The 20,073-nt window shown below is 56.5% G+C and carries 33 protein-coding genes; 6 read left to right on the top strand and 27 right to left on the bottom strand.

Features of this window, described 5'->3' with window-relative positions:
• Window positions 1-3: 3 nt before the first annotated feature.
• From IEY11_RS03055 to IEY11_RS03000, 12 genes are all read right to left on the bottom strand, one after another.
• The gene (locus tag IEY11_RS03055; RefSeq protein WP_188885743.1) at window positions 4-381 is read right to left on the bottom strand and encodes a hypothetical protein; all 378 of its coding nucleotides are present in this window, start codon (window positions 379-381) and stop codon (window positions 4-6) included.
• Between the two features lie 53 nt (window positions 382-434).
• Window positions 435-1,490 carry a chitobiase/beta-hexosaminidase C-terminal domain-containing protein gene (locus tag IEY11_RS03050; protein WP_188885742.1) on the bottom strand — a complete coding sequence of 352 codons (1,056 nt, stop codon included), beginning with the start codon at window positions 1,488-1,490 and terminating at the stop codon, window positions 435-437.
• 18 nt (window positions 1,491-1,508) lie between these two features.
• Window positions 1,509-2,501, bottom strand: a complete 993-nt coding sequence (locus IEY11_RS03045) for a hypothetical protein (protein WP_188885741.1) — start codon at window positions 2,499-2,501, stop codon at window positions 1,509-1,511.
• 324 nt (window positions 2,502-2,825) lie between these two features.
• Complete coding sequence (locus tag IEY11_RS03040; RefSeq protein ID WP_188885740.1) at window positions 2,826-3,170, bottom strand: crAss001_48 related protein; 345 nt, start codon at window positions 3,168-3,170, stop codon at window positions 2,826-2,828.
• A 15-nt stretch (window positions 3,171-3,185) separates the two neighbouring features.
• Window positions 3,186-3,407 carry a hypothetical protein gene (locus tag IEY11_RS03035; protein WP_119194443.1) on the bottom strand — a complete coding sequence of 74 codons (222 nt, stop codon included), beginning with the start codon at window positions 3,405-3,407 and terminating at the stop codon, window positions 3,186-3,188.
• Entirely contained in the window at window positions 3,400-4,995 is a 1,596-nt protein-coding gene (locus tag IEY11_RS03030) for a portal protein (RefSeq protein WP_188885739.1), read from the bottom strand. The genes IEY11_RS03035 and IEY11_RS03030 overlap by 8 nt, the downstream gene beginning before the upstream one ends.
• The gene (locus IEY11_RS03025; protein WP_188885738.1) at window positions 4,988-5,548 is read right to left on the bottom strand and encodes a hypothetical protein; all 561 of its coding nucleotides are present in this window, start codon (window positions 5,546-5,548) and stop codon (window positions 4,988-4,990) included. The genes IEY11_RS03030 and IEY11_RS03025 overlap by 8 nt, the downstream gene beginning before the upstream one ends.
• Entirely contained in the window at window positions 5,532-6,857 is a 1,326-nt protein-coding gene (locus IEY11_RS03020; protein ID WP_188885737.1) for a terminase large subunit domain-containing protein, read from the bottom strand. Before IEY11_RS03020 ends, IEY11_RS03025 begins: the two co-directional genes overlap by 17 nt.
• Complete coding sequence (locus IEY11_RS03015) at window positions 6,847-7,389, bottom strand: hypothetical protein (protein WP_188885736.1); 543 nt, start codon at window positions 7,387-7,389, stop codon at window positions 6,847-6,849. Before IEY11_RS03015 ends, IEY11_RS03020 begins: the two co-directional genes overlap by 11 nt.
• A gap of 135 nt (window positions 7,390-7,524) precedes the next feature.
• Window positions 7,525-8,103, bottom strand: a complete 579-nt coding sequence (locus IEY11_RS03010) for a recombinase family protein (protein WP_188885735.1) — start codon at window positions 8,101-8,103, stop codon at window positions 7,525-7,527.
• 181 nt (window positions 8,104-8,284) lie between these two features.
• A complete protein-coding gene (locus IEY11_RS03005; protein ID WP_188885734.1) occupies window positions 8,285-8,650 on the bottom strand; it encodes a hypothetical protein in 366 nt (121 codons plus the stop codon).
• A 204-nt stretch (window positions 8,651-8,854) separates the two neighbouring features.
• Window positions 8,855-9,649: a rolling circle replication-associated protein gene (locus IEY11_RS03000; RefSeq protein ID WP_188885733.1), complete on the bottom strand. Its 795-nt coding sequence runs from the start codon at window positions 9,647-9,649 to the stop codon at window positions 8,855-8,857.
• A gap of 159 nt (window positions 9,650-9,808) precedes the next feature.
• On the opposite strand from IEY11_RS03000, the gene IEY11_RS02995 reads away from it, so the two are divergent.
• The 3 genes from IEY11_RS02995 to IEY11_RS02985 are packed head-to-tail and all read left to right on the top strand — an operon-like array spanning window position 9,809 to window position 11,247.
• Window positions 9,809-10,498 (top strand): helix-turn-helix transcriptional regulator, encoded by a 690-nt coding sequence (locus tag IEY11_RS02995; protein ID WP_188885732.1) that lies wholly within the window; start codon window positions 9,809-9,811, stop codon window positions 10,496-10,498.
• 21 nt (window positions 10,499-10,519) lie between these two features.
• Window positions 10,520-10,969, top strand: a complete 450-nt coding sequence (locus IEY11_RS02990; RefSeq protein WP_188885731.1) for a hypothetical protein — start codon at window positions 10,520-10,522, stop codon at window positions 10,967-10,969.
• Window positions 10,966-11,247 (top strand): hypothetical protein, encoded by a 282-nt coding sequence (locus tag IEY11_RS02985; protein ID WP_188885730.1) that lies wholly within the window; start codon window positions 10,966-10,968, stop codon window positions 11,245-11,247. Before IEY11_RS02990 ends, IEY11_RS02985 begins: the two co-directional genes overlap by 4 nt.
• Window positions 11,248-11,278: 31 nt before the next feature.
• On the opposite strand, the gene IEY11_RS02980 is transcribed toward IEY11_RS02985, so the two are convergent.
• The 15 genes from IEY11_RS02980 to IEY11_RS02910 all read right to left on the bottom strand — a co-directional run bounded on the left by IEY11_RS02980 (window position 11,279) and on the right by IEY11_RS02910 (window position 17,299).
• Complete coding sequence (locus IEY11_RS02980) at window positions 11,279-11,545, bottom strand: hypothetical protein (protein WP_194461855.1); 267 nt, start codon at window positions 11,543-11,545, stop codon at window positions 11,279-11,281.
• Window positions 11,508-11,900 (bottom strand): hypothetical protein, encoded by a 393-nt coding sequence (locus IEY11_RS02975; protein WP_188885728.1) that lies wholly within the window; start codon window positions 11,898-11,900, stop codon window positions 11,508-11,510. Before IEY11_RS02975 ends, IEY11_RS02980 begins: the two co-directional genes overlap by 38 nt.
• Complete coding sequence (locus IEY11_RS02970; RefSeq protein ID WP_188885727.1) at window positions 11,863-12,222, bottom strand: nucleoside triphosphate pyrophosphohydrolase family protein; 360 nt, start codon at window positions 12,220-12,222, stop codon at window positions 11,863-11,865. Before IEY11_RS02970 ends, IEY11_RS02975 begins: the two co-directional genes overlap by 38 nt.
• A complete protein-coding gene (locus tag IEY11_RS02965) occupies window positions 12,219-12,440 on the bottom strand; it encodes a hypothetical protein (protein ID WP_188885726.1) in 222 nt (73 codons plus the stop codon). The genes IEY11_RS02970 and IEY11_RS02965 overlap by 4 nt, the downstream gene beginning before the upstream one ends.
• 116 nt (window positions 12,441-12,556) lie before the next feature.
• Complete coding sequence (locus IEY11_RS02960) at window positions 12,557-13,453, bottom strand: DUF3102 domain-containing protein (RefSeq protein ID WP_188885725.1); 897 nt, start codon at window positions 13,451-13,453, stop codon at window positions 12,557-12,559.
• A complete protein-coding gene (locus IEY11_RS02955; protein WP_188885724.1) occupies window positions 13,454-14,974 on the bottom strand; it encodes a PcfJ domain-containing protein in 1,521 nt (506 codons plus the stop codon). It abuts the gene before it with no gap.
• Between the two features lie 12 nt (window positions 14,975-14,986).
• The gene (locus IEY11_RS02950; protein ID WP_188885723.1) at window positions 14,987-15,349 is read right to left on the bottom strand and encodes a hypothetical protein; all 363 of its coding nucleotides are present in this window, start codon (window positions 15,347-15,349) and stop codon (window positions 14,987-14,989) included.
• Window positions 15,346-15,846, bottom strand: coding sequence for a response regulator transcription factor (locus IEY11_RS02945; RefSeq protein ID WP_188885722.1), 501 nt, complete (start codon window positions 15,844-15,846; stop codon window positions 15,346-15,348). The genes IEY11_RS02950 and IEY11_RS02945 overlap by 4 nt, the downstream gene beginning before the upstream one ends.
• Window positions 15,791-16,099, bottom strand: a complete 309-nt coding sequence (locus IEY11_RS02940; protein WP_188885721.1) for a hypothetical protein — start codon at window positions 16,097-16,099, stop codon at window positions 15,791-15,793. Before IEY11_RS02940 ends, IEY11_RS02945 begins: the two co-directional genes overlap by 56 nt.
• Window positions 16,086-16,280 (bottom strand): hypothetical protein, encoded by a 195-nt coding sequence (locus IEY11_RS02935; RefSeq protein ID WP_188885720.1) that lies wholly within the window; start codon window positions 16,278-16,280, stop codon window positions 16,086-16,088. The genes IEY11_RS02940 and IEY11_RS02935 overlap by 14 nt, the downstream gene beginning before the upstream one ends.
• The gene (locus tag IEY11_RS02930; RefSeq protein ID WP_188885719.1) at window positions 16,280-16,549 is read right to left on the bottom strand and encodes a hypothetical protein; all 270 of its coding nucleotides are present in this window, start codon (window positions 16,547-16,549) and stop codon (window positions 16,280-16,282) included. Before IEY11_RS02930 ends, IEY11_RS02935 begins: the two co-directional genes overlap by 1 nt.
• A complete protein-coding gene (locus IEY11_RS02925; protein ID WP_194461854.1) occupies window positions 16,536-16,706 on the bottom strand; it encodes a hypothetical protein in 171 nt (56 codons plus the stop codon). Before IEY11_RS02925 ends, IEY11_RS02930 begins: the two co-directional genes overlap by 14 nt.
• 28 nt (window positions 16,707-16,734) lie before the next feature.
• Entirely contained in the window at window positions 16,735-16,899 is a 165-nt protein-coding gene (locus tag IEY11_RS02920; protein ID WP_188885717.1) for a hypothetical protein, read from the bottom strand.
• Window positions 16,896-17,042, bottom strand: a complete 147-nt coding sequence (locus IEY11_RS02915) for a hypothetical protein (protein WP_188885716.1) — start codon at window positions 17,040-17,042, stop codon at window positions 16,896-16,898. Before IEY11_RS02915 ends, IEY11_RS02920 begins: the two co-directional genes overlap by 4 nt.
• A 26-nt stretch (window positions 17,043-17,068) precedes the next feature.
• A complete protein-coding gene (locus IEY11_RS02910) occupies window positions 17,069-17,299 on the bottom strand; it encodes a helix-turn-helix domain-containing protein (protein ID WP_119194421.1) in 231 nt (76 codons plus the stop codon).
• Between the two features lie 169 nt (window positions 17,300-17,468).
• On the opposite strand from IEY11_RS02910, the gene IEY11_RS02905 reads away from it, so the two are divergent.
• The 3 genes from IEY11_RS02905 to IEY11_RS02895 all read left to right on the top strand — a co-directional run bounded on the left by IEY11_RS02905 (window position 17,469) and on the right by IEY11_RS02895 (window position 20,072).
• Window positions 17,469-17,840 carry a helix-turn-helix domain-containing protein gene (locus tag IEY11_RS02905; RefSeq protein WP_119194420.1) on the top strand — a complete coding sequence of 124 codons (372 nt, stop codon included), beginning with the start codon at window positions 17,469-17,471 and terminating at the stop codon, window positions 17,838-17,840.
• 109 nt (window positions 17,841-17,949) lie between these two features.
• Complete coding sequence (locus IEY11_RS02900; RefSeq protein ID WP_188885715.1) at window positions 17,950-18,522, top strand: FliH/SctL family protein; 573 nt, start codon at window positions 17,950-17,952, stop codon at window positions 18,520-18,522.
• Window positions 18,523-18,527: 5 nt separating this feature from the next.
• Entirely contained in the window at window positions 18,528-20,072 is a 1,545-nt protein-coding gene (locus tag IEY11_RS02895) for a recombinase family protein (protein WP_188885714.1), read from the top strand.
• The last annotated feature ends 1 nt before the right edge of the window (window position 20,073 follow it).

Below are 20,073 nucleotides of genomic sequence, written 5' to 3'. Positions count from 1 at the left end.
GTCTTACTCCTCCCCGTAATCCGGCACAGCGGGCGCAGCGTCCTCGAGTGCCGAAACAAACTCGTTTCGGAACATCACACTTTCCGCCTTGCGGTTCTCGTCATCAAACAGGAGAGCAGCCGCCAGGCCCCACGGCAGCGCAACGCGCGTGATCCGATCGTCCCAGTCGAGCGCCGTGCTGTCTATCGCCGTGACTTCCGGCGTGCTTGTCAGTTCCGCGTCACCGCGCTGTGCGCGGATGGCGTTCTCGTACGGCATCGCCTCCACAAGCAGGCTGTCAAGCAGTGTCGGCGAGTAGCTGTCAAAGTCAACGTCCGTTCCGGGCGCTTCAATAATTTTCGCCAGTGCCAGCGTGTAAATGCGTTTAATAGTCGTCGCCACGCTCTCACCTCCTAACAAACAGAGGGCGGGCAGCCGCCCGCCCTCCTGGGTCTTTACTTATCCGTAGCCTCCGCTACATCCGAAGTCAGCTTGCCGCCCTTGCCGAACGCAACGACCTTGATGGTCTCGCCCGCCTTGGTGGCAACCGTGCCGCCGGATGCGACCAGCATGCGGTTTGCGGAGAAGCGCGGGTCCGAGCCGTCCAGCGTGTACCAGATTTCGTCCGCATCTGCCGCCGTAACGGTAGCGGAGTGCGAGGAGATAGCCACGGTGCACGCCTGCTGGCTTGCCGCCTTAGCCACAACGACAACCGAATCCGCACGGCTGGAAAGCACGAACAGATCGAAAATCTGACGGCCCTCAACCAGAGAACCGGAAGTGCCGGGGGGATCGATGTGGATTTTGGTATCGTCAATGGTATACGGGAACGCAAGCGCCTGCTCGTGAATTGCCATCAGATAAACGTCGGTCGGGAACAGTCGGTCGGGAACCTTTACAACAGTAAAGCCCGCAACCTGACCGACAACGCCGGTGGGCAGCTGCTTGCCCGCCAGATTGTCCAGCTTGACCCACTCGTCCGAGAGGATGATCTTCTTGTAGTCACTCACGCGGACAAAAAGGATACGGCCGTCATCCGGTACATAGTGATTGTCCATATAGGCGGCAGCATCATAGACGGTGGAGATAATGTCGCTCTTGGTCGGTGCAGCAGAAACGCCCTGAATATGGCCGAATCGTGCAATGCGGCTGAAACCGTATTTGTCGCCGTACGGCACGCACTTCTCAGAGATCTGCTGGCGCAGGTACTGGCCGGCCTTGTTGCTGATAGCCTGCTGAGAGCCGTCGCCCTTGTCTACGGTGGCGGTAAACGACTTGTCCTGCGTGATGGTGTACTCGTGTACGATGTCCTGTACATCGTTCGGCACGCCGTAGCGGTCCTTGCCCTCTCGCTTGTAGTCGTTCAGCTCGCTGGTGAGGATCTGGTAAACCTTGCAGGTTTTCTTGCCGATCATGTCAACGTGCGCCTTGCAGTGCGGGCGCAGGAACGAGGTATGGGTATACAGCTTTTCTACAGCTTTTGAATACTGTTCAGTAAGATAAATAGGCATATTGTAAAATCACTCCTTTTACAGTCCCAGTAAGCCGCGCAGGAACGGGTCGCTCGTGTCGCCCTCATTGCCCTGCACACTTCCCGGGCTTGTCATTTTGTTCTGGTTGTTCTTCTTTTCGATCTGTACAGCCTGTGCATTCTGCTCAGCCTGATAGCGCCAGTGCGCGGCAACGGGCGTCATAGCTTCCTGCTGCACCAATTCAAGCACGCGTTTTGGCACTTCCTCGAAACTTTTCACGCCAGAGAGTGAAACATATTCTTCCCACGCGCGTGCATCGGCTTCTTCTCGTGCCTGTTCAACAGTCTGATCAATGCGCTGCTGCATGGCGGAAAGCTCCGCCCGCTGCTGTTCGGCGGCCTGTGCCGCGGCTGCACGCTGGGAAGCCATGCGGCCCTCGGCTATCGCCTTGAGCGCCGCATCCGGCGTTTCCGGAAACTCCGCGCGGCACTTCTCGATTTCAGCCGAGAGCAGCTGCTCATTGCGTGCGCCCTCCAGCTGTTCCAGGTACTGCTGCCGGTTCATGCCAGCGGCCTCAGCGTACTGATCCAGTACACGCATTTCCCGCTCAGCCTTGCGGTCATAATTCATGCCCTTCTGGAGCAGTTCGACCGGGTTCGCGCCGAGCGCACCGGTCAGCGCCTGCACTGCGTCTGCCGGCAGCAGGATCTGCTGTCCGTTGTAGACGAGCGGCACGGTCTGCACCGACTGTTCCACCGTCTCCGGCGGTACTTCGCCGCCCTCCGGCGGCTGATTCTCCGGTTCTTCCTGCTGCTCTTCGGCGCGCTGGTTTTCCGCGCCGTCCTGCACGGTCTCCTCTGCGCCCTCGGCGGCGGTCTGCTGGTTTTCCAGATCGTCATTGCCTTCAAGCGCCGCAAGGAAATCGTCGCCATTAAAACCGTCCATGTCCGCGCCGGTGTCGGATGTATTGCCGTCCTCGGCAAAATACTGTAAACCGATACTGTCACGGATCTCGCTTCCGCCCATATGATTGCTGGTTTTCCAATCCATTTAGACAATCCTCCTATATGCAAAAGACTTGCGTCTCATTGCCGTGTGTTTATCGTGTGTTCCTGCACTCCGGCGGGTGCAGCACCATTCCGCTGGTACTGCACCCGCTTGTATCCTTGCACGCACGGGGAATGCGTAACCCGGACGCAGGATAATATGGCGAGAATCCCACGCCCGCCGCAGTGCAGGAAAATATCGTGCTCCGGCGCTCGGACGGACGCCCTCGACCCGAACGAGGGTGCCCGCCATCAGAAAGAAATAAGGGGAATCAATGGGCGGGTGAGGTCAGCTCCCGCCCGTCCGAACGCCGGAACAGGGTTGTTATTATCTCGTGGGGACCTCTGTTTCCACGCAGCAGCCGCCCTCTGCACGCTCCAAATCACGTAAAAGGCTCTTAATGCAGAAACCGAGGTCAATCCCCTCGTACTCTGCACGAACTTCCATCGCGTGCAGATAATTACCCATGTGAAATTGCTGCTCAATCAGCAAATCAAGCGGACAGTCCGGCGTAAAATCCAGATTGTGAGCTTCTGCTTTAACAAGCATCTTACGCAGCTTATTATAGCGGATATTTGTTTCCAGAAATTCACCAAGAAAACGATCCTTATAGTCAGTGCTCTCCGTCAGAGGTGCTACATCTTTCAGCGTCAAATCTTCAAAGGTTTTCATGCCGTATCTCCCTTCTTAAAACCGAAACTTCCGGTCCGTCACCTTGGTGAACTTCGCCTTCTGCGTGTTCAGCTCCTCCTGCATCGCACCGAACATGGCCTCAACCTGCTTCTCGGTGTACTCATACGAGCTGGCCGCCAGATGGCCGATCATGCTGATTGCCTTGCAAGCACGGTTCACGCGCGGCTCTGCCAGTCTTACAAAGCGTTCCGCCTTGCTCTCATTCGTGTTATCCATTCGTTAAACCTCCCTGTAATGCCTGCTGCATGCTGGCCTGCTGCTGCACTCTCTTTGCAGCCTCGACCAAACCTTCCTGATCCTTAACCGAGCCTTCCGGCATGCGGCTGAGGAACTCAACCATATTGGGCATAACACCCGCCGTCTGCAGGTTGTTGAGCGTGGACACCTGCAGAATCCTCGACCAGTAGCTTGCCTCACCAATGTGAATATTGAGGTCCAGCGCCTCCACCGGAATCGCGCCGAAGTCAAACATCTCCACGCGGGTCTGCTCCTGCGTGTCACCGGTTTCCGGGTCTGTCGCCTCGTCCGTGATCTTGACCTGCCGCATCCCGTAGTAAGCGTGCATCATGTCGATGAGCACCCGCTCGTAGTCCTCGACAAACTGATAATATGCGATCTTGGTCAGTGCAAGCGGCGCAGCGTTCGCGGTCTGTACCGCTACGATCGCACTGCTGTTCTCCGGATTCTTGACGTTGCCGAGCGCCGCGTCATTGGCACCGGCAACACTCTTGAGCGCGTCCGTCATTGTTGACGTAATGCCGGTGGCCTCGGTCGGAATCGGCATCGAGCCTGCAACGCCGGTAAGCGCGTCCTTCACATCGCCGGTCACGCCGATACTGGTTGCATCCGGGTTCCAGCCGTCCGGGAACTTATTTCGGTTATACACCAGCTTGGGAATCGCATTGTTGCGAAGCATGATCGCAAGCGCCGTCCACTGCTTGTTGATCTCAATCTGCGTGTTGATGAGCGGCTTGATCTCCATCACGCCGTGATAGCAGTTCTTTCTCGGCTTCCAGCTCATATACGCGACGGGATAGAGTGTCATTTCCGTTGCCACATCCTGCTCGATCATCACGCGCCCGCAGCTGCGGCAGTAGTGTACCCTGCCGTCCTCGGACTTCCAGAACCGCACAAGCTCATTTCCGAGGTTGTCGCTGTCGGTCTGCTGATCGTCGCCCTTGTACAGGCCGTCGGAATCGCCCTCGATGCTCTCCCACTCGGCACAGCCGAGCCGTTTCGCGTCCTTACGGATTTCGGATACCGGTCTGCGGCGCACAATGATAAGATAAGGCTGCTCCTGCACATTGCTGTTCGCCGGATTTCCGAACAAAATGTTGGTGTTCATCGCCTGTTCGGCGCAGATTTCGCCCTGCACCCCGCCCAAACCGGACTGCTTGCTTGCGTCAAAGTAAAAATACAGCGCCGCGTCACCGTCCACGCAAGCATCGCGCAGAACCATGTGGTGCTTACTTTTCAGCTTGGTGCGCTCCACAACGCGGTCAATGCTCTGTTCGAGGATTTTCGCCGCATACTCGGCCTGCTCATCCGGCAGGAACGGTTCAATGTCCTGATCCACATCGTTGGAAACGATCTGCGCGACCTTGTAATGTACGATAGGGTCAAGTACATTCATCGTGATCGGCCGCAGATTCTTGGATTTCAGTCCTTCCCACTGCTTGCCCTCCACAAAATTCTCGCACTGCTTGACGTTCTCGTACAACCCAATGCCGGTGTTGTACTGCACACCTTTTTCGTACTCGGCCTGTATCCTGTCAGCCGTGAGCGTGATTTTCTGCTCATTCATCGCTCAAATCCTCCTGCCCGTGGGCGGTTCCGTCATAGCAGAGCAGATTATTCACCTCACGCATAATGCGGCCCTCGGTACTCAGCCGGTACGCCTGCTCCTTGAGTAATTCCTCTCTCAAGTGCTCTGCAGCCTCCCGCTCGGTGTTCAGCGCCTCGGTCAGCTTACCGTTCTCCTGCCCCAGATTATCAACCTCGTTGCGGGCGCTCCACATCGCGCTGATTGCCGCGTCGTGTGCATCCTTGGTGGAGTCGAGTTCTGCCTGCAGCTCCTTGTACTTCCTGCGCTCGGTCTGCAGCTCCTGCCGCAGACGGCAGGCCGTGTCCTCACTCTCTCGCAGGGCGGTCTCCACCTTGGTAATGCGGTCCGCAAGCTGCATGCGCGCCGCCTCCTCGGTGTGCAGTCTCTGCTCCATCGTCTGCGCGGTCAGCTGAAAGGATTCCGCTTCCACGGTCTTTTGCCGCAAATCCGTGCCCAAGCGCTTGGCGTTTCGGGTCTTCACAGCAGCCAGAAAAGCACACATCGCCGCAACGACACTAATAGCTAAATACATTTCCCATTTCCTCCTCAGTTGATAGATAATCCTCGTCTCTTACTCTCGGCAGTTCCGCAGGCAGCGGGCATCCATCGCAGAAATACCGGATCGCGTCCGGTCCGTGCGTCAGCTCGTGCGGCTCGGTTGCCGTATCGTTAGGGTTCTTCTCGTTGTGCTGCAAGCCCGGCAGTGTGCGAATGAGATTCAAGCAGGTATCAAAAATCTGCAATTTCGGTCTGAGTGTACCATCCACATCGGGCACAGGCTGCAGCCGGCGCTTGAGCTCGTACCATCCGGCCACACGGCCGTTGCTCACCTTGGAGAGATACAGACCGTACTCCGCAAACAAGTCGGATACGCTCTTGCCGGTCTCCTGCCGCCTGTTCCACAGGTCTTTTGGCGCGAACCATGCCGTGATATCGTCATTACAGTTTGCGTTCAGCAGTCGCTTGGCCGCCTCCGGGATGATAAGGTCGGGCTGGTAAACCTCACGGTAAACCACCGCATAATCGTTCTCATCCACCGCGATCCAGTACGCCGCCAGCATGTCGAGGCCGTAATCGATCGCAACATACCGTCTCCACCATGCCGGAATCTCAAACGGACGAACAACGTGCAGCTCCCGCTTGAACTCGGTGAAATACTGCCCAACGTAGTAATCCCAGTTGCCTTCACGCAGCGCAATGTAAATTTCACGCGGCAGGTTTTTCATACGTTCCTCGTACTGCGGGTCTTTGGTCAGCAGAAACGGGTTGTCCTCCAGCTTTGCCGGAATAAACAGTCGCGTGCCGCCCTCGCAGCGGTGCACCTCCATCGGAGCGCCAATGTCGATAAACCGGCTCTTGGCGTTGGTATGTCCCACGCTGCCGGGGTTAGCGGTCGATTTGACGTGTCTCGGAAACGGCCGCGTGCCACGCACACGAGAGATCATGTAGGTGTACATGCTCTCGGTGAAATGCGTCATCTCGTCGAACCGGATCACGTCATACTCGGCGGACTGGTACTGCTGCACATCGCCCTCGGTTGCAATGTATCCCATCTCAATGGTTGATTTGCCAATCTTCCAAATGTGTTTACTTGTGTTGTAGCTTGCCACACTGGCGGGGTACAACTCCATCGTCTGCGGTACCATGGAGCGTTCGAGTTCCTTAAACGTGCGTCTGAGGATTAGTTGCCTACTGCCCTGATACCGCAGCGCGTACACAAGAGCGTCCAGCGCCTGAATAAACGTCTTGCCGCCGCCTGCCGCACCGCCGTAAAGAACCTCGAAAGCATCCGTGTCCATAAACAGCTGCTGTTTCGGCGTGATCTGAAAATCAAGATTCATCGCTAACCGCCTTTGCCGGATCAACAAGCGTCAGCTGCAGGTTGATCTCCGGAGCCGCTTCTTCCTTCTCAGCCAGATGGGACTCCAGCGTTTCCTGTCTTGCTGCAACATCCTTCATGGTTCCGGCCAGCTCGCGCAGGCCGACGCCGGTGTAATCGCTTACAACGTTTCTTAGACTTGCCACCTCGGCCTCACTCAGCGCGATCACGCCGTCCTTGGCCGCTTTTTCAAGCACTGCCAGTCCGTCATTGATGGTCCGGGTGTCCTTCGCGGCGGCCTCAGCCTTGCGGTCGAGCGCCCGGAGCACCTTGTCCCCGATCTTCTCGCACCGTGCAATCTGCTTGCGGCGTATCTCCCGCCGTGCAGCCACACCGTCCTCGTCGCTCTCGTTCTGGGTATGTACCCAATCGGCAAGCGTGGACTTCGGGATGCGCATCCGGCACGCAGCGTTGGTGATCGAGACGCCGCTCGCCACGAGCGCAAGCGCCTCGTCTTTAATTTTCTGGTCATACTTGCTCCCGCGCTGCTGCATCCAATCACCTCCCGCGCGTGTCTTGTTTTCCTGGATTTAAGTATAATCGGGAAAATCGGACAAAACGGACAACTTTGTTCCAACAGCAAAAAAGCGCTTGGGCGAGCCATACAGCCCGCCCAAGCGCTTGTGTTTTCAGCTATTCGATTTCGCAACAACCTCCCGCTCGTACTCTTTCAGCAGCCGATCCAGTGTCGGCCTGCTGATCCCGTTTTCCCGTGCGATCGTCGCCTTGCTCTTGTGCCGTGTCACCCACTCGTGATACACGGCCGCCATATCCTCAATCTCCGTCTTTTTCCGCCCCTTGTACTTGCCCTCGCGCTTGGCGATTGCAACGCCTTCCCTCTGACGTTCGAGCATGTTTGCTCGTTCAAATTCGTTGATCGCGCCGAGAATGGTCAGCACCATACGTCCATGCGGTGTCGAGGTGTCAAAGTTTTCTTTCAGGCTGTACAGGTGCACGCCCTTCGCGCCGAGCCGATCAACCAGTTCCAGCAGGTCCTTCGTGCTGCGGCTGATACGCGACCAGTCGAGCACATACACGGTATCGCCCTCACGCGCAAAGTCGAGCATCTCCTGCAGCTTGGGGCGATCCAGATTTTTGCCGCTAATCTTCTCAATGTACCAACGCTCAATATCGTGTTTCTGCAGTGCCTCCACCTGCCGCGCCTCGTTCTGCTCGACCGTTGACACACGCACATAGCCAATTTTCATTTTGTCCACACTCCTGTTGATGGTTTGTAAAGTTTACATTCTTGATTTGCCTTTACACTTGTAAATATAACGTAAAACCGACTTTATTTTTACGTTTCCGCCGTTTTTCCGCTCCTGCACGTTGAGGCATGCCCTATTTTTACACCGCAGGGCACAGCAAAGCGGACAGGGTGCATGCGCGTCACCCAATCCGCAGGTATCGCTCCACGAGCTTGCGCGGTCCGCTTTCATCCGCATACCCCATCCGCCGGGCACACTCGCTCCAGCTTTTGCCGTCCAGGTACCGCAGCCGCAGGGCGCGCCGGGTCATAGAGTCGGAAACGCTGTCGATCCACTGCCGCACCGTGTCGCGCTCATCTTGGCACTCGACCTCAATGGCCTGCAGCCGATCCCGTGCCGCGTCCAGTGCATCCCGGCCGAACAGACAGCCGACGCCGTAAGTCTCCTCAATCCGCTTGTGGTGCCGCGCCTCCCGCGCAAACCGTTCTCTTTCTTCTTCCAGTTCACAGACCAGGCTTTCCACCTGTTTTAATCTGTCTTTTGTCATTGTGCCGTACTGCACCTCCTGCCGCGCAGATTTCCCGCCTTACTGCCGTCACCGTTACGCGCTTCCGCGCGCTCCGTCCTTTGAGAGAGTACAAACAGTAATGTGATTACATTCTGTATTCATTCGTCCGAACCTCTCCGACAAACTGCAGGGGAATTGTTAGACCCCCTACAAGGCTGTCAGGCGGACCCGGCCGCCGATATCTTAAACTTTTCTTTGCCGTCTCCTGCGCAGCCGTTCCCACGGATCGGGAGCAGCCTTGCGCCGCTGTATCTGCCACCATGCATCAAACGCCTTGTGATCGTAAATGCGGCCGACCATAACCTCATACCGGCCGAACTCGTTCGCATTCTGCACATGTTCGATGATCTTCACGCCGGGCGGCACTTCCGCTTCTTCTTCCTCGCCCAAACGCAGCCGTACCGGCTCTGCAGGCGGGGTCAGATTGCGGCTGGTGGAATACCGGCGGGCGCCCTTGCCCTTGTGGCTGTCCTCCTTAAGCAGATAGATGGCGGTGTCCTCGAAAAAGTCCGCGCCCTCGCGCAGCGTGCGCACATCGGCCAGACCGGAAGCCCAGCAATCACGCACCACCTTGGCCAGCTGCACGCCGTGCGCACCGCTGAGGATCAGGTGGTGATGCAGCCGCACCGGCTCGCCGTCCATGTCATGTTCTTCTGTTACCGCTATGTATTTGTAGGTGAGGCCAATCTTGGCATACGCCTTTTTCATCTTTGCGTGGAATTTCTCCAAAGCCCGCGCCCTGGAAGCCTCCGGCGCATACGTCAGGCAAACAAACAGATCCCGACCGCTCACAAAATTGGCGTTGATCAGCTGCATCAGCCGCCACTTGCGCTGCCGCCGGTTGATCTCCTGCTTGGCCTTCTCGGTTGTCCGCCGTCTGCCCGCCCTCTGCCTGGGCGACATGCCCGGCATCGTGCCCATGGAATAAAGGCACATCTGATAGAGCACACCATTGCACTCCTGTTTTTGATAAATCATAAATCACCTCTTGCGGCCGACTCCTGCATCTGTGCCGCAACATATAAAAACTTTCGCGTAAAAGTATTAACTTTCGCATAAAAGTATTGACTTTCGCGTAAAAGTTTGCTATAATAAAAATACAGAAAGAGATAAGAAACAAAGCAGGAGGTAATTATTATGTTAGCAACTCTCACTCTGTTCTGCGAGCCAGCCGAACGCCTCGACGAAGCCAAATCCACGCCGAACTATCCCGTCAAAAAATATGACGCTTTTGTCGTTACCGAGGACAGCGTGGAATCCGACCGTCAGGTCGGTAGACTTGGTTGGAGCACCTACGGCGGCTCTATTGCCTTGCGGCGTGTCCTTATCGAGATACCGGAAGGTGTGCATTACGGCCGCTGCAATTTCGGCGGCTATCATAGCACGAGGATGGAATACTACGGCGACTACGACGCGCACGACGGCAATCTTTGCTTAGTGCCTGTCACTGTCGGCAAGCCTGCCAGCCTGCGCGAGCACGGCGAAAACCTCGAAGCCGCATTCGATGCCGCGATTGATTCCGGTATCTTTTTCTCAATCCCGAACGAGGACGGCGGCCGACACACGGAACGCGCCCACATTTACAAGGTCGGCGAGGTCATGGATAAGGCACACGGCGATAAATGGCCAAAAGGCAAAATCTCCGTTGCAGATATCCGCGAAGCCGCAGGCTTGACCCAGCAGCAGCTTGCAGACGTGACCAGCATCCAGCTGCAAACCTTGCAGCAAATCGAAGCTGGTAAGATCACCGCCTACGAGGCAGGCGAGAATTACCGCGAGAAGATCGCCGAAGCGCTGAACTTTTACGACTATCAGAGTATTTTCTAATCTCGAAAGGAGCACCCAACAATGAATAAAGTAATCCGCGGCAAGCGCTACAACACAGAGACCGCGAAGCTGGTTGGCACGTGGGAAGCCAACGAGCCGGAAAACTCAGACTTCTGGGAAAAGGAAGAACTCTACCAGAAGCGAAGCGGCGAATTCTTCCTGATCGGTCAAGGCGGCGCACAAACGCAGTATGCACGTTTTTCTATGAGCGGCGAAAGTAAGCCGGGCATTGAACTCCGTCCGATCGAGCCGGAAGAAGCGTCTGACTGGGCCGAGGAACATCTCACGGCCGATGAATACGAAGCACTTTTCGGGCCGGTTGCCGAGGACGGCAGCCGCGGCCGCATTACTCTAACGCTACTCAACTCCACCATTGACACCGTGCGCCGTGAAGCGCAGCGCCGAAAAATGAATTTTAATGAGTACCTCGAAAAACTCATTGCACAGCAGATGAAGGAGGACCAGAAATGAAAGTTCAGTTATTCTCCACGCCTTCCGCGTATCCCGCGTATTATCTCCGCTTGAAAGATGGCGTTTACGATCGAGTAAACGTATTTCCCGCTCCTTGTACCGCACCGGGGACGCCGATTGACCAGCGCTATGCGCGCGCAATCGACAAAGACAGATATTTTCCTGTGATCACCTCAGCGCATGACGGATATATCTTTTTCGGTCTGCCGGAAGGCGCCGAGGTTTACACCGCCGCCGAGGTAGACGCCATTGACCACCCGAACCGTACGGAAAAATAAGAAAAGCGAAATAGTTTCCAAAGCCAGCCCTTCACGGGCTGGCTTTCTTTTTTCCATTTTTCATCTTCCAAATTTTCCGCGCCTCAGCCACGAAAACCTTTCGATAATCGCGCTCATACGCGCCGAAGCCGTAAGTAACCACAGCCGCCGTCATGCAGTTGATCAGCTCGTCCGCCGTCAGACCGTTCTCAGCAGCATTCCGGATAAACTCACGCATTTCATTATCCGGCGGTCTGCCGAAGCTCCGGCTGTAATGGGAATCAACCAGGTGTGCCGTCTCTGCCGGGCTGCGCTCCATCCTGAACACCACCCTCCACAATATCAAACAGCGTGTTCTCGTCGAGATCGCGCAGTTCGAGCTGACCGTCTACCTTGCGCAGTTTAAGCTGCTCGGCCACTGTGCCGCTGACCTTATCCTTCTGGGTAATAGATGAGGTGCAGCTGTATGCAAAATAAGGCTGATCAACATCATGCGGCATGCCGTCCTCGTCGATAATCTCCTTGCGCGCAAGATCAATGCTAACCTTGAGTGTCACCTCACCCTCGCACAGTCCCTGCCGCACCAGCGTAAACAGCACATCCTGCAGTTTGTCATCAAACAGATTGACAGCGCCGTTAAAGATTCCGCCGCGCAGGCTCATCTCGTGTCTCATTCGCCTGTTCCTCCTCTCTGATCCGCTTAAGTGTTTTCTGAATCCCCGCGTGCCGCGCCACCTTAAAATCGGTTTCCAGCCCAAACAGCTGAATGATCTGCTCGGTCACGTTCACCACGTCAGCCAGTTCCCCGGCAAGGTGCTCGAGTCTCGCGGTCAAGTCGCGTTTCTTACCGCCCAGCTCGTGATAGCTGAGCATCATCAATACCTCGCTTGCCGCGCTCGTAGCCTCACCCAGTTCTTCTATCAGCTTGCAGACCTGCTTTTCCTCGCCGTAATAGCTTGCGATCTGCATCAGCTTTGCCGCTCTTTTTGCATTCATTTCATCATATCCTCATAAAATGTAATTTCCCGTTTGGAGATTTCCTCCGCTCTCAGCCGCAGCTTCTCATACGCATAATCTCGATCAACCTCGTCGATCATTTTCTGCAGTTCATCCGCAGCCGACTGAAAGGCGTCAAAAAACTTGTCGAGCCGCTTTTCCGAAAAGCCGTATGCCTCATGCAGTGCAACCGCCGTCAGCCATAGGTGACGCTGCATGGAGATATTCACCTCGTGCAGGATAACTTCATCCTGCGCCGCCTGTTGGAGCAGACGCCGCCGTGCCTACACATCGGCGTAATTCATGCCCCGCGGCTTGCCTTTGCCTTTTTTCTTCACGCCAGACGATCCCCTTCCCTGCGCAGCCAGTCCGCAATCACCTTTGCGAACTTCTCGCGGGCGGCCTCATCCGTCTGCTGCAGCTCCGCGAGCGCCTGCTCGAGCCGCTCCTCCACGCCGCGCAATTCGCAAAACAAAAAGTTTACCTTGTGTGCGGCGGGATTCTTCACCTTGTCCAGCTTTTCCTCAGCAGCGCGGGCGCGTTCCTCTGCCGCCCTGGCCGCTTCGGCGTTCTCCGCTCGAATCTTGTCGCGGATTCCCTCAAGCTCCTCCTCGGTCAGCTCGCGCACTTCGGCAGGCTTGTCCTCAATCGCGCTAAGCTGTTCCTGCAGTTCGTCCGCCCGTTCCTTGGCATTCTCGGCATTTCGCACAGCTTCATCCCGTTCGCGCATAGCCTTGCCGCGGTTCTCCTCGGCAACGGACAGTGCCGCCTGCGCGGCATCGTTCTCACGCACCGCCTTTTCCGCCTCCGCCTTGGCCTCGTCGCGCTCCTTAACCAGAGCGGCAATCTCACGGCTCGACATGCTCGGCAGATTGTGTTCCTCAGCCAGTTCCTCGCGCTCCTCCTCGGCCATGCCGAGCAGCGGCAGAATCTGCGAATAGGACAGCTGTCCGAAGGCATCCGCCGCCGTCTTGCCGGAAAGGCTCACCTGACCGCCGCCAAACTCACGCGCAATACGCATGTAGTTCTGCGCCGTCGAGGGCTTGTAACCGAGCTTGTCCGTCAGATACGCCGTCCACTCGCCGGAGGGCACCATCTGCTTAGCCTCCTCCAGCCGCGTGCCGATCTGGATCACGCTCTCAAGGAATACTTTGCGGGCGTTATCCCGAATCATCGTGATTTCGGCGGTCACGATCTCAATCGAGCGTACCGCAACTACATTTTCGCTCATTTAAGCCGTCCTCCTGACAATTTTCGCAATCTCGCGCAGATGCGCTAAATACAAATTCATAAATTCCGCCGCCTCGGGTGTCCGTGCGCGGTTGTGTGCGGCGTAGCACTGCCGGCACTCCAGCGTTTCCGGGTTAATTTCGACCGTGTGCCACGGCGTGCGCGGCTCGCTGCATTTCCGCAGCACCATGATGATGGTGCTGCCGTTCGCGTGCCGCCCGGCGTAGCCGGCAACACAGTTGTTCTGTTCCTCGCCCTCGCGCACAATTTCCTCAGCGCTGTCGATCGGGCGGATAAACATACCCTTGTACTTCCACCGCATCCACGCCAGCAGATGACGCCGCGTGCGGAACTTCTCGTTTTTCTCGCGGTTCATAAGCCGACGTTCGCGTCCGCTCAGCCGAGCGTGCGCCTCATGCAGATCGTCCGGCAGCCTGTCCGCATTCGGCGCAAGCCGTTCCAGCTGCGCCTGATAGTCGGTAAACTCGTGCATCACCGCGCCGATCGTCAAACCGGAGCGCCGCGCCTGCCGTTCGATGTACTTCCGCAGCTCTTTTCCGCTCAAGCCGCACTGTTCAGCAGTCGTCTGCCACACAAACCGGCACCGTACCGTTGCGCAGGCATATTGCAAGCCGTCCTCGCTGCACTCCACCGCACCGGCCTGCCGCAGATCCTGATAAGCGGCACCGTCCGCGAGATTTACCCGTTCCCGCCCCAACAGGCGGCGGTCCGCCTTGTTGAGGTGCAGAAACAGCCGTTTCGGCTCCTTCGCCCGCAGGTTGACCAGTTTCCGAAACAAATGTCCCTTGCCTTCCTGCCGTTCGACCAGCCACCGGCCAAACCCCATTTTCCAGAGGTATTCCGCCCCCGGGAACTTCAGGTAAAACGCCAGATACTCCGGCAGATCCGACACACAGCTCCAGGCCTGCGTCAGCTGGCTGTACCGCAGGCAGCTTCCCGCAAGATCCTGCTCACTCGGCAGTGCCCAGAAATTATCGTAGCAGTATCCTCCCATCGCCTGCCACCGCTTGAAACAGATGCTTTTCGTTCGTTTCCAGCCGTTCTCCTTCCAGATCCACTTGCGCGAACCGAACTCGGAAAAGCAGTAACGCGCATATTCGTTCGCAAGATATTTCCCGCACTGGAAGTCGGGGTTCATCCGCACCTGGCAGGAAGTCAGCCACATATCCCCGTGCTCCCCGGGCTGGAAAAAGTGGAATGCGAACGCCGTCAGTGCGAGGAATTTCGCCTTGCCGTTGTTCCATCGGCGCGGCGTGATCCGTGCCCCGCACCGCGGGCAGGCATCCCAGTAGGACGCAGGGCCGCTCTTGCGGTCCTCAGCAAAATGCTGCTGACACGCAGTGCAAAAGCACTCGTAATCCTCGGCTTCGCCGAGGATCCAGTCCAGATCATCCCCGTGGTTGATACGGAAGAACAAAAATTCCTCGTGCCGAACGTTCTCACCGATCAGCTCCTGCAGCTCACAGCCGTCAATCGGCGGAATATCATTGACCTCAAACACAATCCCGCCTCCTTACAGCAGGCTCATCAAATCCAGATCATCACTGCCGCGCCCAAGCGGTTGGGTTTCCGGCGTCTCACTTGCCGCCGCGCCCAAATCCACCTTGTAAAAGTCAGCCGCAACCTTGATTACCGGGTTCTCGGGATCGTAGCTGTTGCACATACAGCCCCAAAAGCCGCCCCGCTGATGCTTCCGCGCATAAGCCCGCAGCGCATCAAAGCATTTCTGCAGGCTCATTTCCGGGTTATCGAGGTCAGCCGCAATCACCTCTGCGGCGTGCTCGTCCGCCTGGGCGATCATCAGTACAACTTCGCCCATCTGGCGGGCGTTGCCCTCGGCGGTGTCCACTGCCGCCTTGATCTTATGTAAACTCATCTGATAGCCCTCGTTTCTCGCAAGTGTTCGCGTACTGTTCTCATGTTTCGTTTGGTTGCCTTCGCAACCTCGCGCACGGACAGGCCGGAAGCAAACAGCCGCGCCATTTCGCGTACTTCCTCATCCGTCACGCGCGGAACGGGATCGGGCAGCAGTCCGCGCGTGCGCAGACGCGCCGCAACGGTAGCTTTGCTGCGTCTTGCCATCTCAGCGATATCCGCAACATTTCTGCCGGCTTTGTACCATTCGCACCATTGGTCTACGTCCTCGACGTAGACCGGACCCTGCACGCCTTTCTGCGGCGTAGGTTGTGCCGGCACAAAAATGCCTGTCGGCACCTCGCTGCACAGCCCGCGCGCATCGTCCTGCGGTGTAAATACGCATTCGCGCGTATAATATGTGCAGTGATCGAACAGACTGTAATGCTCGGTCTCCTGTATCTCAAACCGGCCGCGCGGGTGTCTCCAGATTACCCGCGTCTTTTCTTTTTCTCGCATATTGTTCCTCCTGGCGCGCCTTGAAAATGGCGCTTTCTATTTCTTCCTTTCGCTCCCATACGTCCGGCAGCTCGGTAAACGGCTGACAGATCGGGTACGCCCTTCCCTCGTCACCGTAGGTGCCGACAAGGTGATACTCCACCTCGCCGAACAGGGTGCGCTGTACCTCAACGCGCACCCTGTCGATCCGCACCCGCGGCAGCTCGGTCAGCTGAGAATACGGCTTAATTTCCAGCCCGCTAAATCTCTGCATTGCCCTTCTCCCTGTTCGCCTGTCTTGCCTGCCACCGTTCGAGCAGCAGTGCATCAAAGCGTGCCTTTCTGGCTTTCTCGGCGCGTTTCTCGTTCTTTTCGACAGCCGTCACGTACCGCATGCAGCGTTCCACCCGGTCATGCGGCATCTGGAACTTCTGCCGGTTTTTCTTCCAGTCCATCAGCGAATCTGCCTCATCAGGTCGGCGCGGTATGCAATGTGCGCCGCTTTGTCCATGGAGACGCGAGCCGCCCTGCGGGCCTTATCCTCCTGCATGGCCTTCCGGCGCTTTTCACGCTGCAGATCGGCATAGCAGATTGCCATGCAAACCAGCATCGCCGTTCCGAGCACCGCCGCCTGCATGCGGCTACAGGCGCCCGCGATCTGCATGTACATCACGCCGCCGAACACCGCCGCCGACAGGCTCATCATAAACTTACTTGCCTTCATTTCTCTTCCTCCGTTCCTGGTTCATCAGTAATTCCCACGCCGTTTTCTGCAGGCGCTCAATACGCCGCTGCATTTCCTCCGGCGGAACGTCACGGTAGCAGTCGTCGTCTATGCGTACCGTACCGTTCGGATAATGATATTCAGCCACGATTGCCACCGTAACCACCCCTTTCTAAAGCCTATGCTTAAACCGGCTTGTCTGTTGCCGTCCGCGCCGCTTCTGCCTCTAAATTGAACTTTTGTGCTCTCTCAAGCTCAATGCGGGCAGCGATCCGCAGGCTCTCCGGCGCTTCCGGGTCTGCCATGATCTGCTCAGCCGTCATGGCGAGATATTCGTTGAATGGTTTCATACAGGTTTCACCTCGATCTTTTCCGCCTTGCCGAGCCACTCCTCGACCTTCTGCAGCGCAACCTCTCGGCTGTCACAAAAATACTGCGTCCACTGGTACGCAATATGACCTTTATCGGTCAAAACCCAAACTTCGTACTTCATGTCGTTCTCCTTTCCGGCAGCCCCCGTCAGCAGTTGCCGGAGGGGGTTGCCTTATCCTCGCTGTTATACAAGTAGAAGAACTCAACCGGTACCCCGAGCGCTTTACAGATCATGCCGTATTCCTCAACCGAAATTCTATTGATTCCGTGGAGCATGCTGTAAACTTTTTGCTTAGACCAACCGCACTTATCAACAATAATCTTCTGCTGAATGCCGTTTGCACGGATATATGCAAGGATATTGTCAGCGATTTTCATAACTTGCACCTCCTCTGTAAACTTTATCTTTACTGTGCCTTTATTATAGTCACCTTCACGTTTACTGTCAAGAGTTTTTCGGAAAATAAGTAAACTTTTTCTTTACCTATATGTTTACATCCGCCGCCAGTCATGATATAATTTACTTATAGAAAGGAGGTGAACCCCAATGGATATAAGAGAAACGATACGCAAAAACTTGAAATACTATCTCGAACGTTCACCATATACGCAGGCAGAGATAGCAAGAGCACTCGGCGTATCAAAGATGAGCGTAACAAAATGGATGAAAGGTGACAATTCCCCGAATATAGAGCTGTTAGAGCCATTATGTAAACTTTTGAACATAAACATAACAGATGTGTTTGAGGAGCACCCAGAGCCAGCGGAAACGCTCACGACAGATGAGCAGCAGCTTGTCACGGACTACCGCTCATTCAGCGATGAGGGAAAAGAAAAGGTCCGCGATTACGTAACAGACCTGAAAGGAAACCCTCGATATAAAAAACGTGATGAGCCTGTCATGGATCAACAGGCATAAAAAAATGCCGCTGTCAGATCGCACCTGACAGCGGCTTGAAGAGAACCACTCCCTCTCAGAAGCAGAATCCCTCAGCACTATATTAACAGATGTTGGGGGATTTTGCAATATGAACAAAAAGCTGATTGCGGCACTCTGCTGTGCCGCCCTGCTGGTGCCGGTCGCCAGCGCAGAAGATTATATATCAAAGGACGCGCCGTTTTACGAAGCGCTCATGCAGGCAGCGGAGCAATCCGAACAGCTCGCTTTAGGCGACTACGGACCTGAAGCCGAAACCGACTTTGAAACCAAGCGCGACGCATATCTCAGCGGTTTCGAATCGGGTGTTGAATACTCTTACGATTCCGATGTTTCCGATACGCCATACAGTAAAGGTTACAACGAAGGCTACGAACGAGGCTTATCGGATAATCAAGGCGAAGGCTACGACGAAGGTTACGAACAAGGCTATAAGGATGGCTACAACGAAGGCTACGCCGCCAGCGATACCGCACCGGATAACGATATCATCGACCGCAGCGAGGTGCATACCGCCGTTCACGATCCCGATTTGTCCGCTCCGGAGCCGGAACCGAAAAAGCAAGCCAAAATCTCAATCACCGATCATATAGAATTGCTGGTGTTCGGCGCGCTCGGCATAGTGGTGCTGCTCGCACTGATCGTCAGCAGACAAAGGAGGTAAGATAATTGTCAACCGAATACGCCCTCTATCTCCGCAAATCCCGCGCCGACCTCGAAGCCGAGGCGCACGGCGAGGGCGATACCCTCGCCCGGCACGAGCATATCCTCATGGAGCTTGCCAAGTCCCGTGCCCTGCCTATCGGCGCAATTTACCGCGAGATCGTCTCCGGTGAGCGCATTGCGAACCGTCCCGTCATGCAGCAGCTTCTCTCTGAGGTGGAGGATGGCCGCTGGAAGGGCGTCCTCGTCACCGAAACCTCGCGTCTTGCGCGCGGCGATACGATAGATCAGGGTATCGTCGCCCAAGCGTTTAAGTTTTCGGGCACACTGATTGTCACGCCGTCCAAAACCTACGACCCCACGCAGGAGGCGGATGAGGAATGGATGGAGTTCGGCCTGTTCATGTCGCGGCAGGAGTATAGAATGATACGCCGCCGTATGACCGCCGGTATGCAGGCCGCCAAGCGCGAAGGCCGCTATATCAGCAACGTGCCACCCTATGGCTACGAGCGCTATAAGCTGGATGGCCGCGGCTGGTCTCTCCGGCCGATCGAGCCGCAGGCTAAAGTTGTCCGCATGATTTTCGACCTCTATCTCTCCGGCCTCGGCTACTGTGAGATCGAGAAGCGGCTCAACGCCCTGCACATTCCTGCACCGAAAAGTGATAAATGGTCTGCACGGACTATTCCCGGCATCCTGCGCAACGCGCACTATATCGGCTGTATCCCCGCCGCATTCCGTCCCGGCAAGAAAGTCGTAAAAGACGGACAGGTCAAAGTTACCCGGCCGCGTGTAAAGTCCTGTGAACTGTATAAGGGCCTGCATGAGCCTATCATTGACCGCGCTGTGTGGGATCAGGTGCAGGCGCGTCTCGGTAAAAACGCCGCTGTCCGCACGCCCGGCAATCGGCAGCAGAGCAACCCGCTGGCCGGCCTGATTGTCTGCGACTGCTGCGGCAAGCGTATGCAGCGCCGCCCGCAAACCGGTACCGGCAGCCAAACGCAGATCCAGTGCACAACCCGCGGCTGTGCCACTGTCGCACATAACGCCGATGAGCTGGAGCGGCTTGTGCTGGAGTCTCTCCGTACCTTTCTGGCGCAGATCGAAGTTGGCACCCCTGCCGCACCGGACCTGTCCGCCGAGCGGCACGCCCTCACCGAGATCGAGAAGCAGCTCACCGACCTTGACGCACGCCTGCGCCGCACCTTTGAGCTTGTCGAGGACGGCACCTATTCCCGAGAGATTTTCCTCTCGCGTCAAGCCGAACTGACCGCCGAGCGCGAACGCCTCACCGCAGACCATGCCGCCATCCGGCAAAAGATCGACCAGGCTCAGCATGAATACGACGCCCGGACCGGCCTCGCACCCGCTGTCCGTCACGTCCTCGACACCTACAACACGGATTTGCCCGCCGCTGACCGCAATAAACTGCTCAAGCAGGTAATCGACCGCATCGACTACCATAAGCGCACCCGCACCCGCTGGACCAAAGAGCAAGACCTCTCTCTCACCCTCCATCCCGTAGTTTTTTCTTCATCCTCCAACCGATAAC

The sequence above is a fragment of the Butyricicoccus faecihominis genome, assembly GCF_014648015.1.
In the GTDB taxonomy this organism is placed as follows: domain Bacteria; phylum Bacillota; class Clostridia; order Oscillospirales; family Butyricicoccaceae; genus Agathobaculum; species Agathobaculum butyriciproducens.
The sequence above is the reverse complement of the archived record's forward strand: the minus strand, read 5'-3'. Positions and strand labels throughout refer to the sequence as shown.